Raw genomic sequence first — 16,091 nt, forward strand, 5'->3', positions numbered from 1 at the left:
GTTATCCTTCCGCTTTTAGTTCTAATAATAGATCACGAAGCTCGGCAGCACGTTCGAAGTTGAGTGCCTTTGCTTCTGCCTTCATTTCTTTTTCCATTGTCGCAATCAACTTTTCTCTTTCCTTCTTGTTCATCTTGCTGAATGATGCTGCTGGTGTGTACTCTTCCTGTTCTTCTGCTGCATGGGTGGCACGAATGACATCCCGAATCGCTTTTTGGATTGTCTTTGGTGTAATGCCATGCTTCAAATTATATTCCTCTTGAATCGCTCGGCGCCGTTTCGTTTCACTAATCGCCAATTCCATCGAATTCGTCATCCGATCCGCATACATGATGACGTGTCCGCTGGCATTACGGGCAGCACGGCCGATGGTTTGGATTAACGATCGTTCCGAACGGAGAAATCCTTCTTTATCAGCATCGAGGATGGTGACGAGCGACACTTCTGGGATATCAAGACCTTCCCTCAGAAGGTTAATTCCGACAAGGACATCGTATTTGCCAAGACGAAGTTCGCGGATAATCTCAATCCGCTCGAGCGTTTTGACTTCGGAATGCAGGTATTGAACCTTTATCCCGATTTCTTTCAAATAGTCTGTTAAATCCTCAGACATTTTTTTCGTTAAGGTCGTCACGAGGACACGTTCATTCTTCTTAACACGATCCTGAATTTCCCCAATCAAGTCATCAATTTGACCTTCTATTGGCCGTACGTCAATGGTTGGGTCAAGCAGCCCTGTTGGACGGATGATTTGTTCGATCATTTCCGGTGTATGCTCAAGCTCATATGGGCCAGGAGTTGCTGAAACAAAGATGGCATTGTGAACATGCTTCTCAAATTCATCAAAGGTTAAAGGCCTGTTATCAAGCGCGGATGGCAGGCGGAAGCCGTGGTCGACAAGCACTTGTTTCCGAGCTTTGTCACCATTAAACATGCCGCGAACCTGCGGCAGGGTCACGTGCGACTCATCGATGACTATCAAAAAATCGTCTGGAAAATAATCGAGCAGGGTATACGGTGTAGAACCTGCCGGCCTGAGTGTCAAATGGCGCGAGTAATTTTCAATTCCGGAACAAAAGCCCATTTCCCGCATCATTTCGAGGTCGTAACGTGTGCGCTGTTCAATCCGCTGGGCCTCCAGTAATTTATTGTCTTCGCGCAATTCTTCAAGACGGACTTCGAGCTCTTTTTCAATATTCTCAATGGCTACCCGCATCTTTTCTTCTCTTGTGACGAAGTGAGAAGCTGGGAAAATGGCGACATGATCACGTTCGCCAATAATTTCGCCTGTCAGGGCATCAACTTCGCGAATCCGGTCAATTTCATCGCCGAAAAATTCGACCCGCATGCAGTGCTCATCACGTGATACTGGGAAAATTTCGACGACATCGCCGCGGACACGGAAGGTCCCCCGCTTGAAATCGATATCATTCCGCTCATATTGGATATCAACTAACCGATGAAGCAGCTGATTGCGCTCGATTTCCATGCCGGTTCTTAATGAAAGTACCATCTCCCTGTACTCTTCCGGCGAACCGAGACCGTAAATACAGGAAACACTGGCAATTATGATGACATCTTTTCGTTCGAATAGAGAAGATGTCGCCGAGTGTCTTAGCTTATCAATTTCGTCGTTGATGCTGGCATCTTTTTCTATGAATGTATCTGTCTGTGGAACGTAGGCTTCCGGCTGATAATAATCATAGTAACTAACAAAATATTCAACCGCATTGTTCGGGAAAAATTCCTTGAACTCACTATAAAGTTGGCCGGCCAGCGTTTTATTATGGGCAATCACCAAGGTCGGTTTGTTTACTTCTTTTATAACGTTTGAAACCGTAAAGGTCTTACCGGTTCCTGTTGCCCCGAGCAATGTCTGGTGGCGCTTGTTGTTTTTGATGCCTTCGACAAGCTGCCTGATGGCTTCAGGCTGGTCCCCTTGCGGTGAGTACTTTGAAACTAATTCAAATTGGTCCTTCACAAATAGATTCCTCCCGTTTTTTTAAAATCCGAGTCTATTTATTTGGCACTTTTCAGCATGAAAACCTTGTTTATGGGCCGGGATGGTGCTGAAAAATGTTTTCACTAAATTGCATATTAACATTCTACCACAATCAACCAAAAACAAACCAACAATATGCGAACTAATATTCGTTTTTTATAGTTTGTAGTGGCATTTCGCGGGTTTGGTTCGGAATTTCGCGAACTTGAGTGATATTTTCGCGTGCTTCCCCATTTATTTCGCGGAATTAAGATTTCATTTCACCGATTTTCTGATTAATTTCGCAAACCTTCATAACTCGAGCGAGCTGATTAACCCCTGATTCAATTTGTTCCACACTTAGACCGCCAAAACCGAGCATGATCGGCTGATCAAATTGAGGTGGTTTTTTCAGCCAAAACTTTTCCGTTAAATAAATCCTAATCCCAAATTCCTCTGCTTTTTCAACCAGTTGTTTGGCGTCGAGGCCTTTTAACTCAAGTAATAAATGAAGCCCTGCTTTTTGCCCGATGACGTTTACTTTATCACCTAATTGACATTCAATTGCTTTTAAAAGTGCTGCCTGCTTTCCTTGATAAATTTTTCTCATTTTTCGAATATGGCGTCCGAAATGACCTTCCTTCATGAACCGATAAAGAGCTTCTTGGATGTGCTGCGACACGGTTTGACTAATATAGAAAAGCTTAGATTGATAGACTTCAACCAGCGGCTCCGGTAAAACGATGTAGGTAACTCTAGCGGCAGGCAGGAATGCCTTTGAAAAAGTCCCTAAATATATCACTTTTTCATTGGTATCCAATGATTTTAAAGAAGGAATCGGCTGGCCTAAATAGCGGAACTCACCGTCATAATCATCCTCGATTATATAGGTTTGGTTCTTCCCAGCCCATTGCAGCAGTTTCATCCGTTTTTGAACAGGCAAAATCATTCCGATTGGAAACTGATGAGAAGGAGTCACATAAACACATTGAGCTGAGCTTTGCTCCAGTTCGGTTATATTGATTCCATCCTCATCTAAAGAAATCGGGACGACTTCACACTTCTGACTTTCAAAAACGTACCGAACCCCATCATACCCGGGATCCTCAAGCGCTACTTTTTCGTTTTGCAGGGAAAGCAGTTGAATCAACAAATTAACCGCCGTTTGGGTTCCTGCAGTAAGAATAATCTGATCCGGTGAACACCGAACCCCTCTTGCCTGATATAAATAGGAAGCAATTTCAGTTCTTAAGCCATAATGACCTTTTTTATCACCATAGGAGAACACTTCATGGCTGGGAGCATCTACAGCTCCCAGCAAACATTTTTTCCAGACCTTTATAGGAAAACGCTCGAGTTCAATATCGCCATATTGAAAATCTATTAAATTATCTGTTTTACCTTCCACATGAGGGAGTTTTAATTCGTGTTGAACCTCTTGCACCATGGGTACATCATCTAATTCCAAAACAAACAAGCCGCTTTTTTCCCTGCTCACCACATATCCTTCAGCAATAAGCTGCTGATATGCGGTATCAACGGTGTTTCGGCTAATATTTAAACTTTGAGAAAGCTCCCTAATCGAAGGGAGTTTTTCTCCTGTTATAATCGAGCCCTTTTCAATTTCCTCGCGAAAAAACTGATAGAGTTGTAGATAAATGGGAACGTTAGCGTCCTTTTTTAAAAATGGAGTGATTTGCAATAGAAATTCCCCTTCTGACCCTATATTTTTTAAAAAAACTGTCACTTTTAGCAGGTACAATTTGCTTTTATTATGAGTGTAACATGATATAAGAAAGGAAGTCAGTCATATGATACCAATGAGGCAATTGAAGTTAGAATGTACAGATCAACAGAAAATAAATCGTTTCCTAGAAACAGAGAAAACGGGATTTTTAGGATTGGTCGACGATGATGCGCCTTACACTCTTCCGCTAAATTTTGTTTGGATGGATGGTGCAATTTATTTTCACGGGGCGAGTGAAGGACGAAAGGTGAATATAATTGAAAAAAATCCAAAGGCCTGTTTTACCGTTAGCGCTGACCTCGGAACGATTTCTGATCCAGTTCCCGCCAAGACCGATACTGCCTATATGAGTGTGATGATTTTTGGAGAAGCAGAGAAAGTAAATAATCTGGAAGAGGCCGTTTTAGCGATGCAAAAAATGCTAGATAAATATGTTCCGGGCTATTATGATAAAGCCTTATCAAGTTCACATGTGGAGAAATACCGCTCCTCTTTAGGAAGCAGGACGGCTGTATATAAGATAAGAGCTGTTGAATTATCTGCAAAAGAAAACCCCGTTCAACTTGAAAAAATGTTTTATCAAGGGAAAACAGTAAAAGAGGATTAAAACAAAAAAAGTGAAAACCCTTGAAGGTTTTCACTTTTTCCATTTATTATTAAATTGGGCAGGTGATAAAAAATGAAGAAAGAAATAATCATAAAAGAAAAAATGAGTTTAATGGAATGGTCAAACACATTAAGGAACCTTCCAGAAGATTTATGGTTTAAACCCTTCAGAGAAGGTGCATGGGGAATCGCAGATGTCATTTCACATTTTATTTCTTGGGATCAATTTGTTATGAAAAATAGGATTGTTTTCTTATTAGGAAATGAGGACTTTCCTAAGCTTACTATCGATGCTGATGAAATTAATAAACAAGCTTCCAATTATGCCCGATCAGGAATATCACAAGAAGAGCTAATTAATGAATTTATCGGTACAAGAAAAGATCTCGTCACATTGTTAGAAAAGATTCCGACTGAAAAATTCGATCAGAAATATCCTGGAAAAGAAGATATGACACTCAATGACTATTTTTTAGGATTAATAGATCATGATCTTAAACATAAGCAACAAATTGAATTACATATTAAAAATAAGTAATACAAAAAACCCAAAATTAAAACCGAAATAGGATTAATTTTGGGTTTTTGTTTCGTATGGATAATTAGCCTTGTTTCATCGGCTTAGGTCTCATCTTTACTGCCAGCCAGAAACCCGCCGTTAATGAAAACGCATCAATAACAATAAGTATAAATGAGTCAGTATAACCTTTATAAACAGAACCGGCGATAAGCGCGACCGTTAAGACAAGCCCAATGACGCGATTGTAAGTAACCCGAGTAAAAAGCAAGACTAGTAACCCTGGCAAAATCAAAGTCGAAAGATATTCAATAAACGTAACCAAAGGGGCCCCCCACCTTATTCATATCTGTTTATTAATTCTAGAAATATATTCATAAAATTGCAACATAAATATGAATCGTTAAAAGGATGAATGAGCTTTTGTTTCCTGCTGGGTAGCAAAGCTAACAACCACAAAGCTGATTAAGGAGAGCACAACTGGTACGACCACTGTATGGAGGCCAAAGGCATTCGGATAGAATCGGTCTAATAAAATATAAGTACCCATTCCTAAAACCATTGAGGTGATCGCTCCATATTTATTTCCCTTCCTCCAATAAAGCCCCAAAATGACCGGCCAAATAAATACAGACTCCAAGCCGCCAAAGGAAAATAGATTCAGCCATACAATTAAATCAGGCGGGGTCAACGCGAAAAAGATAACCAAAATCCCAATAATGGCGGTCACACTAAAACTCACTTTTTTTATTTGCCCCTCGCTTGCATGAGGCTTAATATAATTCAAATAAATATCCTTCACTATAGCAGAACTTACTAAAATCAGCAGGGCATCGACGGTCGACATAATCGCAGCCATCGGAGCCGCCAAGACAATTCCAGCGACAAATGGCGGCAGCACTTTCATGGTCAACATCGGCATGACGGTATCGCCAATTTTCACACCTGGGATAACCGGTCTAGCAAAAACGCCGATGAGATGCATTCCAAGCATAATAAAACCGACAACGATTGTTCCAATAATAATCGCACTATGCATTGCCTTGGAATTTTTATAGGACATCGCACGGACGGTGATTTGCGGAAGCCCGACTACTCCAACACCAACCAAAATCCAAAAGGACGAAACATAGGCTGGGGTTAATTCGCGGTCAGCACCGAATGGGCTGATTAAATTTGGATTTTCAGCCGCTAAATCGGAGATAATCTTTGGGATTCCCCCGCCCGCTTTGATGGTCGCAATAAGAAGAATCAGGGTTCCCATAAACATGACCACCCCCTGAACGGCATCCGTTAACGCCACCGCCCGGAAGCCGCCGACAATTACAAAAACGAGAACCGATCCGACAAAAATCAGCAGCGCATATGTATACGGCAGGCCTGTCAAGGACTCAACAAGGCGTGCCCCGCCAATCCATTGAGCGGTCATCGAAGAAAAAAGAAAAATGATAATACTCGCCGCCGAGATGAGCACAACAGCTTTACTTTTATAGCGCTCTTTCAAAAAGTCGATTAAGGTAATGGCTTTGTACTGCCTAGCTACTATGGCAAATTTCTTTCCTAAAACCATCAGAACAAAATATCCAGTGGCTAACTGGGCCATCGCCAAAAGTACCCAGCCTAACCCCTTCGTATAGGCAACCCCCGGACCGCCGATAAAGCTGCTGGCACTGCCGTATGTGGCTACCATGGTCATCGCCAGGATGAACCCGCCCATTTGCCGTTCACCTAAAAAATACTCCTCAAGGAATGAATTCGTTTTGATGACGAATTTATTTGACCAAATGCCGACAGCAAAAATAATAAACAGAAAAATAAGCAGTGGTGTAATGACAGCCCAATTCATTTTACGTCCCCCTCTTCGTCTTCAAACGGAACATCTTTAAATAATAATTTCACTGTGAGGATGACTAGGACAATCATAACGATTGACCCTAAAATACAGCTATAAAAGAACCAGGCAGGCAAACCAAATATGTACGAATACTGTTCGACTTTAGCAGAGCCAAGACCGTAACCAAATCCATACCACCAGATAAAATTGATTACGACTAGAATCACGCCGATCCATGCTTCCCTATGAGCAATTCTAAAACGCTTGTCCAACGGTATTCCTCCTTCATAATCGAGTTAAGTTATTTTTAACTAATATTGAACATTTTACCAAACATATTAAAGGGGTAAAGAAAAAACTTTATCAAAATGAGGTATAGTGAAAAACAACACTCATTTCAATAAAGTTTTTTAAGATTATTTAATCATTGCCCCGGTTGGTCCAAGCTTGTAGCCGCCGATTTTGGTATTGTAGGCCATGGCGCCGGTATTATAGAAGTAATACCAGCTTTTCCCGATTTGTACCCAGCCGGTTTTCATAGAACCATTTGTGTTCAAATAGTACCAGGATGTACCTTGTTTCAACCACCCAGTTTTCATGAGGCCGTTTCCATCGAAATAATACCAGTCATTGCTCGATTTTAACCAGCCCGTCTTCATGATGCCATTTGAATCTAAATAATACCAGCTGCTCACCAAGTGGAGCCAGCCTATTTTCTTGACTCCATTATCATCCAAGAAGGTCCATTTATTATTCGTATTCACCCAGCCCGCTTTAGAAGAAGCATCAACTAATAACTCTTTAAATCGGGAGAACGTAATCGAAGGAGTGATTCCCTTTCTGCCAATTTGAAACGGATCACTCCCGATCATGGCATTCTTGAATACAGTGGTAAAGGCAAATTTATAGCCAGTCGATTGTAACATCTCGATGTTCCGCTGATTATAGGCACCAAATGGATATGCAAAATAATCTGTGTTGTTAAGCAGGGTTCTGCTAGTTTGAAAATCTTTTAAAATAACTTGTGCGGGCTCGCTTAATAAGGCTGCTACTCCGTTGGTTGAATTATGAAGTCCATTCGTATGACTGCCAAACTGGAAAACGTCCTTCATTTGTCTGACCTCAGGCCAGCTTAAAAACTGTAAACCATCAGGATCAAAGCTAACCGGAGTATCGGATACACGGCTAGTAATCAAGAAAGCCGTGGCTTTAAATCCATATTTCTTTAAAACTGGATACGCATATAAATAATTCGTTTTATGCCCATCATCAAAGGTAATGACCACTGTTTTTGCCGGAAGCTTTTTCGTACCGCGCATGTACGCATCAAATTCCGACATACTGGCAGTATAATAGCCTTGATCCTTTAAATATTTCATTTGTTCTTCAAATGCTTCTAGGTTAATAATACTAGGATTATCAGGGGAATGATTCTCGCTCTTTTTTAAAATATGATGATAAAGGAGAATTGGGGTACCGCCGCTTGAGGCATGGGCCGTAATGTCCTTAGAAACTAAAATAGCGCTTGTCAAAATGAAAAATAGTAAAATAGTTTTTCCGAATTTCATGATATGAACCTCTCAGTATGTATTTATAAAGTAACAGTGCTTTATTACTATATCACCACTGCCAAAAATAGTAAATTAGTAAAACACTATTCTTATTTTAATATCTATTTTCACTTAAGGAATAATATGCAAAGTTGCTTTTGGATGTGAAAGGGAAATGAGGAAAAAAGAGGATTTGTGTACCACTTCACGTTAGCAATAATCAAAACAACGTCAAAAACCACGATTCAAATTTCAACCGTGGTTTTTGAGTAGCTCTTATTTTGTCAAAAAAACTTCGAGTTATATTAATTACATGTTCCATGCGGACTGGGGCAGCCATTGGCTGCTTTCTCTACTTGAATGGTGCTGTGTTCAATGTGAAATTCATCATGAAGGATGCGCTGGGATTGGGAAAGAATTTCATCATGAACTCCATCATCGGAAATGGTGATATGACAGCTTAAAACAGGATAGCCGGACGTAATCGTCCATATATGCAAATCATGAACCTCTTTTACGAGCGGGATCTTCCTTAGTGCCTCTTTCACCTTCCTGCTATCAATCTGTTCCGGAGCGCCTTCCATTAAAATGTGGAAAGAATCCTTTGTCACTCGATACCCGCTGATAAGGATCAACGCGGCAACGATGACACTCGCAATGGGATCAGCGATGCCCCAGCCAAAAAACATAATCAGGAGTGCGGCGACAATGGCCCCGACCGAACCGAGCATATCGCCAAGCACATGTAAGAAGGCGCTTCTGACATTCAGGTTTTCTTCCTTGTCGCCCTTCATTAAAATCCAGGCAGCAACAATGTTCACCAACAAACCGGTAATGGAAATCATCAGCATCCCTTTACTTTGAACCTCCGGCGGAGCGAGGAAACGGCCGATCGCTTCATAAAAAATATACACGGAAATGATGATTAAGGTTAATCCGTTTAAGGCTGCGGCGATAATTTCAAAGCGTTTATATCCATAGGTTTTTTCCTGCGACCCCTGCTTTTCTCCAAGTTTTATGGCGAAAAAGCTTAATCCCAGTGCAGCCGCATCACTGAGCATATGACCAGCGTCCGACAATAGCGCCAAGCTGTTTGTAACGATGCCCCCGATCACTTCGACAATCATAAAGGCCGCTATTAATAAGAAGGAACTTAATAAAGCTTTTTTGTTGCTTGTATGTGAATGGCCGTGTGAATGGCCGTGATGATGGTGATGATGGCCCATGTTTATCCCCCCTGCTCTCATTGTAGAGTAGCCTTTCTATTTCTAAAACGAAAAAATTACGATTAAGGTTATTTTCTCCTTATTTTTCAATCCATACGCTATTCTTTCACATTCAAATGTTCGTTTGATTATATCTTATTCAAATGGGGGTTTGAATGTCAATGAATTTTTCTTTTTTTAATGGGTATCTCCTAATTAGGAAATCTTCACAATTTCAACACTTAAAATCCATTTTTTCTGCAAAATTAAGCGTTACGATGAAGCTGATAAAAGAAAGGAGTTGGAGAAAAAAATGAAAAAGTTTGCGGTCGGAATTTTAAGTACATCTTTAATTCTTGGAGCGGGAACGGCTGTATTTGCAGCAGGAACAAACAACTCAGACAATGGTTTTAGCTTTGAAAAAATGCTCCCCTTTATGCAAAAAATGCACCCTAATTCATCCAAGGAGGAATTAAAGGAAATGTACAAAGCATGCCATGGTAAAGGCGGCATGATGGATGACAGCAATCAAAAGGAAATGGGCAGTAAAAATATGATGAGCAACTTTTAATTTTAAGATATGAGAATCTATTTAACCAGGTTCGGTCACAATTCTCTTTTTAAGTTTAAACATTTTTAACTTCCCTCCATCTGTTGCTGAAACAATCAGAAAAAACAACGAGACATTCGTTGTTTTTTTGTTTTTTATATAGACCAATAGGTTATAGTATCAAAAATCCCTATTAGTAACATTAAAATTCCGGCTAACCGCCCAACAGCCGTGCCGAACTTTCTGCTTTTCTTCATTAGGACACCACTGCCGCCAAGATACCAAATGATTAAGATAACAATTAATAGTGGAAGGGCTGTCCCAAGGGCAAAGATTGGCGGAAGAATAAATCCATATGGACTGGACAACACGATAGGCATTAAGGTGACAAAAAATAAGACAAACATGGTTGGGCAAAAAGCAAGGGAAAAACTAAATCCAAGCATAAAGGAACCAAACGGATTTTCATGTTTGTACTCTTTTAATCCTTTTAACAAATAAAACGTTCCTTTTATTTTAATTACTCCAATCATAAACAACCCAACGACTATCAGTAATGGCCCCATCATTTTTCGCAGCCACGGAAAATAGAATACTAGACTTTGTTCTATTCCCTTACCAAGCAGCCACACGAGCATTCCTAATAAAGAAAAGGCAACAACTTTACCAAACGTGAACCAGAAAACATCCTGCCAAACAATTTTCTTTTGTACGGAGAGGTTCCCATATAACGTAACAGCACTAATATTTCCTGTTAACTGGCAGGGGGCTAAGGACCCGACAAGTCCCAAAATAAAAGCAAAGATGATGGGCCAAGATTCGAGACTGTTTGCTATATTAAAAAATGGTTCACTAATTACAGTGCTAATTTTGCTTAATATACCGTACATTTGATCACCCTAAATCTCTTTAAAAAAAAGACAACGTCAACCAGCAGCGTATCGGTGTCTTCTATAAAACAATTATAATTAAACTCTGTGCATCATAGGCAGTGAAAATAAGTAAATATTCGCAACAGCCAGTGCAAACATCAATACGTAATATGGAAGCATGGCTTTGAAAGCAGTTTGTTTTCCTTTACCCATTCTGTGTACAACATAAACAGTACCCACCAATCCGATTAAGATCACGATATACTGAATCATTTGTACGGTTGGTGTAGAGGCAAGACTTAAACTTGCTGTATTCGAATCGATTCCAAATAATCTAATGGAGTTGTACCATACCGCTTTACCTTCCGTAAAGATATGGAACAAGTTATGTGCCAAGTGTCCTGCTAGGTCTAACGGAATAATGGCGTATCCGAAAAGTGTAAAGTTCTTTTTGACTGTTCCTTCCATACCAAAAAGGGATGCAAGTTTTGCCGTTCCTAATAATAATAGAATCGGAATAGCCATCGCAATGATAAAGGCAACTGTAAAGTTAACATTATAGTTGGTCGTACGAGTTACTGTTCCAATTGCATTTAAAATATTCTGCCAGGGTTCAAGCATCGTAATATTTTGAACGAATACGATACCCATAATAACAGCAGCAAGGGAAGCATTCTCAAGCTTCGGATTTTTTAAGCCCCATAATTCTTTTGTTGGAACTCTTGTTATAATTTTTACGGAATTATTCGGACAGCTTTTCACACAGTTCCCACAAATATTACAATCCGCACTGGACTTCATGGTTTTTGGAAACTGGAACATTGGACATCCTTCTACTTTCTCTGTTCCTCTATAGCAAGACTGTACTTTACAGGTTTTACAAATATCAGGTGTGGCTTGAACTTTTAAGGCACCGGAGCGTGAGTAGTTTCCGGCAAGACCGCCAAGGAAACAAAGCGTCTTACAGAAGGATCTTCTTCCATAAAAAACGGACGTTGCCACAACCATTGTTACGAGCAGCAGCAGCAGGTATCCTGAGCCGCGCGGCGACTCAACAATTCCCCAAACATGGTCGCTGTAAGTAATCGCAATAAAGAATAGGTCGATTAACCAAATTCCATATTTTCTTAAAAATTTTGGCATTGGACGCTTGCTGCCGACAAATTTGCGGACAATATCGCTTAATTTACCGAACGGGCATATGGCACACCAGAAGCGGCCAGCTGTTAAAAATAGAATTGGTATGATTGGCCACCATAATACCCATGTCATTGCCGTTCCAAAGTTTTTACTAGGGTCTACTGTTCCCATTACTAATTCATATACTATTAATGAAAAAACAGAGATCACGATCCACTGGAATAATCCTGGGTACCATTTGCTTTTAACAAACTTTTTTACTACCGGAATGGATAAGAGATCAAAAGGTTCCTTTTCTGGTAATTTATTCTCGGGCATTGCCATTGTTATTCACCCTTCCTTCTTCTTAACCATTTATTCCAAATTCCTATTGCGATAAATGCCAGGTTTACTGCTCCATAAGTTCCTAACACTTTATAGTTCGGCGGGGTTTCAACTACTGGTCCATGACTATGCCCACTTTCATGTTTACTTTCTTTGTTCATGTCCATATCCTCATGGCCGCCTCCACTGTCATGGTTCATGCCCTCCATATCGGTTCCGCCGCTATGATCCATGCCTTCCATATTACTTCCGTTTCCGTGATTCATATCAGCATGATCTTCACTAGCCTTCTGTTGACTACCGGTGTTTCCATTTTTAAAATTTTCCTCTGCCATTTTGATGTTTTGGTCATGCGAATGTCCCTCATCGGCAAAGGCTCTTGAATCAAATGAAAAAATAAAAGCACATGAAAATAAAATGAGAAAAACCTTTTTCAATTTTTCCACCTCCAAAAAGTTAAATAATAAACAAATGGTTTATAGTTTTAATTTAATTGGTAAGTTTGCAGTTTTTATGCATTTTTATTGGAGAATATATGGCAAACCGTCCGTATTTCAATTTTGTTCCTACATTTGTAGAAATTTAATTCTAATAATCTAGTTAGGCTCTAGTCCTTCTGCACAAATTCTGCACAAATATGTCGTACTATGAGTGAATAACAATGTTTAAGGAGGTAACAAAAGTGAGAATAAAACAAGCCACACTACTTCTTCTTACCTTGGTCCTTGCCATATTTTTAGCAGCTTGTTCCAATGGTGATAAGGAGAACCAACATGAATCTATGAAAGGCATGAATCATTCTGGTTCAGGGGAAGTTCCAAAAGGTTTAAAAGAGGCCGAAAATCCAACTTTTAAAGTTGGCAGTAAAGCTATTATTAATGCGGAACACATGGTAGGGATGAAGGAAGCTGAAGCAACAATTGTTGGTGCATTCGATACTACTGTGTATACAATTTCTTATAATCCAACCACTGGTGGTGAAAGAGTAACAAATCACAAATGGATTATCCATGAAGAAATTAAAGATGCCAGCGAAAAATCGTATAAACCAGGTGATGAGGTTATTGTAGAGGCAGATCATATGGAAGGAATGAAGGGTGCAACGGCAGTAATTGATTCTGCCGAACAAACAACAGTCTATATGGTTGATTACACGCCAACCACTGGCGGGGAAAAAGTGACTAATCATAAATGGGTTACAGAAAGTGAGCTTTCAGCGAAATAAATAAAAGCTCTGGCATAGTCAGAGCTTTTTTCGATTTATTCACTTCTTTACTCAAGAGTGCGAGTATACTTTAGTTCTAGCATATCTTATGAATACAAGCGGTATGAAGAATGATAGGAGGCTAAGAATAAAATCCAAAACCAAATGATCAGTTTGAATGATACCTGTATTTTTTAAAACGAAATAATAAACTAGAAACACAGCCATCATATTGAAATACCAAATTTGTCGGGCATTCACAATACATAACAAAGAGAGGATCGAGCTGAATAATATCGCATTTAAACTATTAATCGCTGCACTGTCCCGGTTTAAACGTTCAATCCATTCAACATGAAACGTTTTCGTTTTAAATAGTCCATAAAGAAGGATATTTAATTGAACATATATGGCAAAACATAATGACAGCAAGGTTCCATAGGTTAGCCACTTTCCCGGGGCATTTTTTAGCCTGCCCCACCACACTTTAATGACTGGAAAATAAAAAATAAGTATGCTAAATGTATACCCTATCTTCCACCAGTTAGGTTTATATACACCCCACTCTGTAAACAACCGTTCAATCCCTGCAAAAAAGCCAGCCAAAATAATACTCCAATACCATTTACCATTACGGACTGAATACAAAAGGGCAAATGCCGGCAGGATCAAGCCATTAACAATGGCTCCAAGATGTGTATCATGCTGATTATTGACAATTCCAGGGTGATAAATATAAGCCTTTCCCCACACATAAATCAGGTAGTCGAAAAACATCGTTACTCCAGAAACGGCAAAAAAGAGGATAAAGATTAGGGGTTTTCTGGATTTCCAATAGGCAGAACCTAACGCAAAAATAGTTAATAAAAGAAGTGTAAAATAAGACCACATTCCGATACTCAAATATATTCCCCCGTTTTCCTTTAGAAATATTTTCAGTATCTGAAATTAGTTTTATACCGCAGTCCTTCATATTAACTTATAATCTGCAATAGTGAACCGCCCACGGCACCTGCGATAACAATTATCCAAGGTGGAAGCTTCCAATAAACCAGCATAGAAAACAATATGGCTGCAAAAGCAAAATCATTAGGAGCTAGGATGGAACTAGTCCAAATCGGATTATAAAAGGCGGCAATTAAAATTCCAACAACGGCGGCATTTACACCCAATAAAGCACCTTTAATTTTGGGATTACGCCTTAAAGTGTTCCAAAAAGGCAATGTGCCAAAAATGAGAAGGAAGGCAGGTAGGAAAATGGCCGCTGTCGCAAGGATTCCACCTTTCCATCCATTGATAATTGTCCCTATGTACGCAGCAAAGGTAAATAGCGGGCCCGGTACGGCTTGGGCTGCCCCATATCCAGCAAGGAATTCTTCTTTAGATAACCAATGGGTGGGTACAAATTCTTTTTCTAGCAATGGCAGTACGACATGCCCGCCTCCAAAAACTAATGAACCCGACCGATAGAAACTATCAAATAAAACAAGCCAATTAGATGATGTAATCGAGCGTACAATTGGTAATATAATTAGCAAACAAAAAAACAGGGATAAACAAATCAAGGCAAAACGCTGTGACAGTGGAAAATGAATCATATCTGGCTCATCTTTATCATCGTGTTGCTTAAAGATAACAAAACCGGCTATGGCCGCCAATACAATAATACCTACCTGTATGAAGGCAGTCTGCCATAATACCGTACTAACCAGCGCAAATAAGGCAATGGTTTTTCTATGAATATCAGGAGTTAATTTAGAAGCCATTCCAATTATGGCCTGTGCAACGACAGCCACAGCCACGATTTTTAAACCATGGAGCCAGCCTGCATCATTTATTTGCAAACCTTGAAGGATGATAGCAAAAAATATTAAGGCGATCATTGATGGCGCAGTAAATCCAATGAATGCTAATATGCCGCCTAGAAGGCCGCCGCGGATAACACCGACTCCAATCCCAACTTGACTGCTCGCCGGTCCGGGGAGAAATTGACACAAAGCCACTAAATCCGCATAGCTTTTTTCATCAAGCCATTTTTTCCGCCGTACATATTCTTCATAAAAATAACCTAAATGCGCGATTGGGCCGCCAAAGGAGGTTAAACCGAGTCTCGTTGATACCAAAAGGATTTCAAAGAGCGATTTAAGATTTTTGTTGTGGTTCACTATTTTATCTCCTATTTTTTCGTCTATATGATTGTACTTTTTATATTCGCTGATAAAATGCTCGGATTCGCTGATAAACTAGAAAAATTCGCTGATAAATTACTCAGATTACTGATAAACTAGAAAAATTCGCTGATAAAAATTTTTAGAGAGCACTTTTAATAAAAAACACAGCTGCTTTACATTAAGTATATTAAATTTAAGTAGAAAATCGAGAAAATTGAGTCAGTTTTTCCAATATTTGAAGAAAAAGAAGAACCCCAAAGGCTCTTCTTTTTCAAACCCCACTATTTTTTCACTGCATCATCCTTACCAGCAAGCCAAAAACCCGTGGCAATTGCCGCTATCACAATGATAAATGGAGCATAAAAAATGAAAAAGTTAGTCACCATTCAA

General features: G+C 39.7%; 17 protein-coding genes. 4 read left to right on the forward strand and 13 right to left on the reverse strand.

Annotation, left to right across the window (positions count from 1 at the left end):
• Position 1: 1 nt before the first annotated feature.
• Positions 2 to 1,981 (reverse strand): excinuclease ABC subunit UvrB, encoded by a 1,980-nt coding sequence (uvrB, locus tag ACIFOT_RS11935; RefSeq protein ID WP_430064707.1) that lies wholly within the window; start codon positions 1,979 to 1,981, stop codon positions 2 to 4.
• 268 nt (positions 1,982 to 2,249) lie between these two features.
• Positions 2,250 to 3,683: a PLP-dependent aminotransferase family protein gene (locus tag ACIFOT_RS11940; RefSeq protein WP_430064708.1), complete on the reverse strand. Its 1,434-nt coding sequence runs from the start codon at positions 3,681 to 3,683 to the stop codon at positions 2,250 to 2,252.
• 109 nt (positions 3,684 to 3,792) lie between these two features.
• On the opposite strand from ACIFOT_RS11940, the gene ACIFOT_RS11945 reads away from it, so the two are divergent.
• The gene (locus tag ACIFOT_RS11945; RefSeq protein WP_430064709.1) at positions 3,793 to 4,335 is read left to right on the forward strand and encodes a pyridoxamine 5'-phosphate oxidase family protein; all 543 of its coding nucleotides are present in this window, start codon (positions 3,793 to 3,795) and stop codon (positions 4,333 to 4,335) included.
• A 72-nt stretch (positions 4,336 to 4,407) separates the two neighbouring features.
• Positions 4,408 to 4,872, forward strand: a complete 465-nt coding sequence (locus ACIFOT_RS11950) for a DinB family protein (RefSeq protein WP_430064710.1) — start codon at positions 4,408 to 4,410, stop codon at positions 4,870 to 4,872.
• Between the two features lie 64 nt (positions 4,873 to 4,936).
• Here ACIFOT_RS11950 and ACIFOT_RS11955 read toward each other — a convergent pair whose 3' ends face one another.
• The 5 genes from ACIFOT_RS11955 to ACIFOT_RS11975 form a co-directional block, all read right to left on the reverse strand.
• Positions 4,937 to 5,164, reverse strand: coding sequence for a DUF2198 family protein (locus tag ACIFOT_RS11955; RefSeq protein WP_430064876.1), 228 nt, complete (start codon positions 5,162 to 5,164; stop codon positions 4,937 to 4,939).
• Positions 5,165 to 5,254: 90 nt separating this feature from the next.
• The gene (panF, locus tag ACIFOT_RS11960; RefSeq protein ID WP_430064711.1) at positions 5,255 to 6,697 is read right to left on the reverse strand and encodes a sodium/pantothenate symporter; all 1,443 of its coding nucleotides are present in this window, start codon (positions 6,695 to 6,697) and stop codon (positions 5,255 to 5,257) included.
• Positions 6,694 to 6,957 carry a YhdT family protein gene (locus ACIFOT_RS11965; protein ID WP_430064712.1) on the reverse strand — a complete coding sequence of 88 codons (264 nt, stop codon included), beginning with the start codon at positions 6,955 to 6,957 and terminating at the stop codon, positions 6,694 to 6,696. Before ACIFOT_RS11965 ends, panF begins: the two co-directional genes overlap by 4 nt.
• Before the next feature lie 144 nt (positions 6,958 to 7,101).
• The gene (locus ACIFOT_RS11970) at positions 7,102 to 8,253 is read right to left on the reverse strand and encodes a polysaccharide deacetylase family protein (protein ID WP_430064713.1); all 1,152 of its coding nucleotides are present in this window, start codon (positions 8,251 to 8,253) and stop codon (positions 7,102 to 7,104) included.
• 287 nt (positions 8,254 to 8,540) lie between these two features.
• Entirely contained in the window at positions 8,541 to 9,461 is a 921-nt protein-coding gene (locus ACIFOT_RS11975) for a cation diffusion facilitator family transporter (RefSeq protein WP_430064714.1), read from the reverse strand.
• 292 nt (positions 9,462 to 9,753) lie between these two features.
• Here ACIFOT_RS11975 and ACIFOT_RS11980 point away from each other — a divergent pair, with 292 nt between their 5' ends.
• Positions 9,754 to 10,011 carry a hypothetical protein gene (locus tag ACIFOT_RS11980; protein ID WP_430064715.1) on the forward strand — a complete coding sequence of 86 codons (258 nt, stop codon included), beginning with the start codon at positions 9,754 to 9,756 and terminating at the stop codon, positions 10,009 to 10,011.
• 134 nt (positions 10,012 to 10,145) lie between these two features.
• On the opposite strand, the gene ACIFOT_RS11985 is transcribed toward ACIFOT_RS11980, so the two are convergent.
• The 3 genes from ACIFOT_RS11985 to ACIFOT_RS11995 all read right to left on the reverse strand — a co-directional run bounded on the left by ACIFOT_RS11985 (position 10,146) and on the right by ACIFOT_RS11995 (position 12,763).
• Positions 10,146 to 10,880, reverse strand: a complete 735-nt coding sequence (locus tag ACIFOT_RS11985; protein WP_430064716.1) for a sulfite exporter TauE/SafE family protein — start codon at positions 10,878 to 10,880, stop codon at positions 10,146 to 10,148.
• Positions 10,881 to 10,958: 78 nt separating this feature from the next.
• Positions 10,959 to 12,326: a 4Fe-4S binding protein gene (locus ACIFOT_RS11990; RefSeq protein ID WP_430064717.1), complete on the reverse strand. Its 1,368-nt coding sequence runs from the start codon at positions 12,324 to 12,326 to the stop codon at positions 10,959 to 10,961.
• A 2-nt stretch (positions 12,327 to 12,328) separates the two neighbouring features.
• Positions 12,329 to 12,763 (reverse strand): hypothetical protein, encoded by a 435-nt coding sequence (locus tag ACIFOT_RS11995; RefSeq protein WP_430064718.1) that lies wholly within the window; start codon positions 12,761 to 12,763, stop codon positions 12,329 to 12,331.
• Positions 12,764 to 13,008: 245 nt separating this feature from the next.
• On the opposite strand from ACIFOT_RS11995, the gene ACIFOT_RS12000 reads away from it, so the two are divergent.
• Positions 13,009 to 13,551: a YdhK family protein gene (locus ACIFOT_RS12000; protein WP_430064719.1), complete on the forward strand. Its 543-nt coding sequence runs from the start codon at positions 13,009 to 13,011 to the stop codon at positions 13,549 to 13,551.
• Between the two features lie 51 nt (positions 13,552 to 13,602).
• Here ACIFOT_RS12000 and ACIFOT_RS12005 read toward each other — a convergent pair whose 3' ends face one another.
• From ACIFOT_RS12005 to cydS, 3 genes are all read right to left on the reverse strand, one after another.
• Positions 13,603 to 14,433: a hypothetical protein gene (locus ACIFOT_RS12005; RefSeq protein ID WP_430064720.1), complete on the reverse strand. Its 831-nt coding sequence runs from the start codon at positions 14,431 to 14,433 to the stop codon at positions 13,603 to 13,605.
• 71 nt (positions 14,434 to 14,504) lie between these two features.
• Positions 14,505 to 15,695, reverse strand: a complete 1,191-nt coding sequence (locus ACIFOT_RS12010) for a chromate transporter (RefSeq protein WP_430064721.1) — start codon at positions 15,693 to 15,695, stop codon at positions 14,505 to 14,507.
• A 287-nt stretch (positions 15,696 to 15,982) separates the two neighbouring features.
• Complete coding sequence (gene cydS / locus ACIFOT_RS12015; protein ID WP_430064722.1) at positions 15,983 to 16,087, reverse strand: cytochrome bd oxidase small subunit CydS; 105 nt, start codon at positions 16,085 to 16,087, stop codon at positions 15,983 to 15,985.
• Between the last annotated feature and the right edge of the window lie 4 nt (positions 16,088 to 16,091).

This window comes from Neobacillus sp. NRS-1170 (assembly GCF_050468025.1).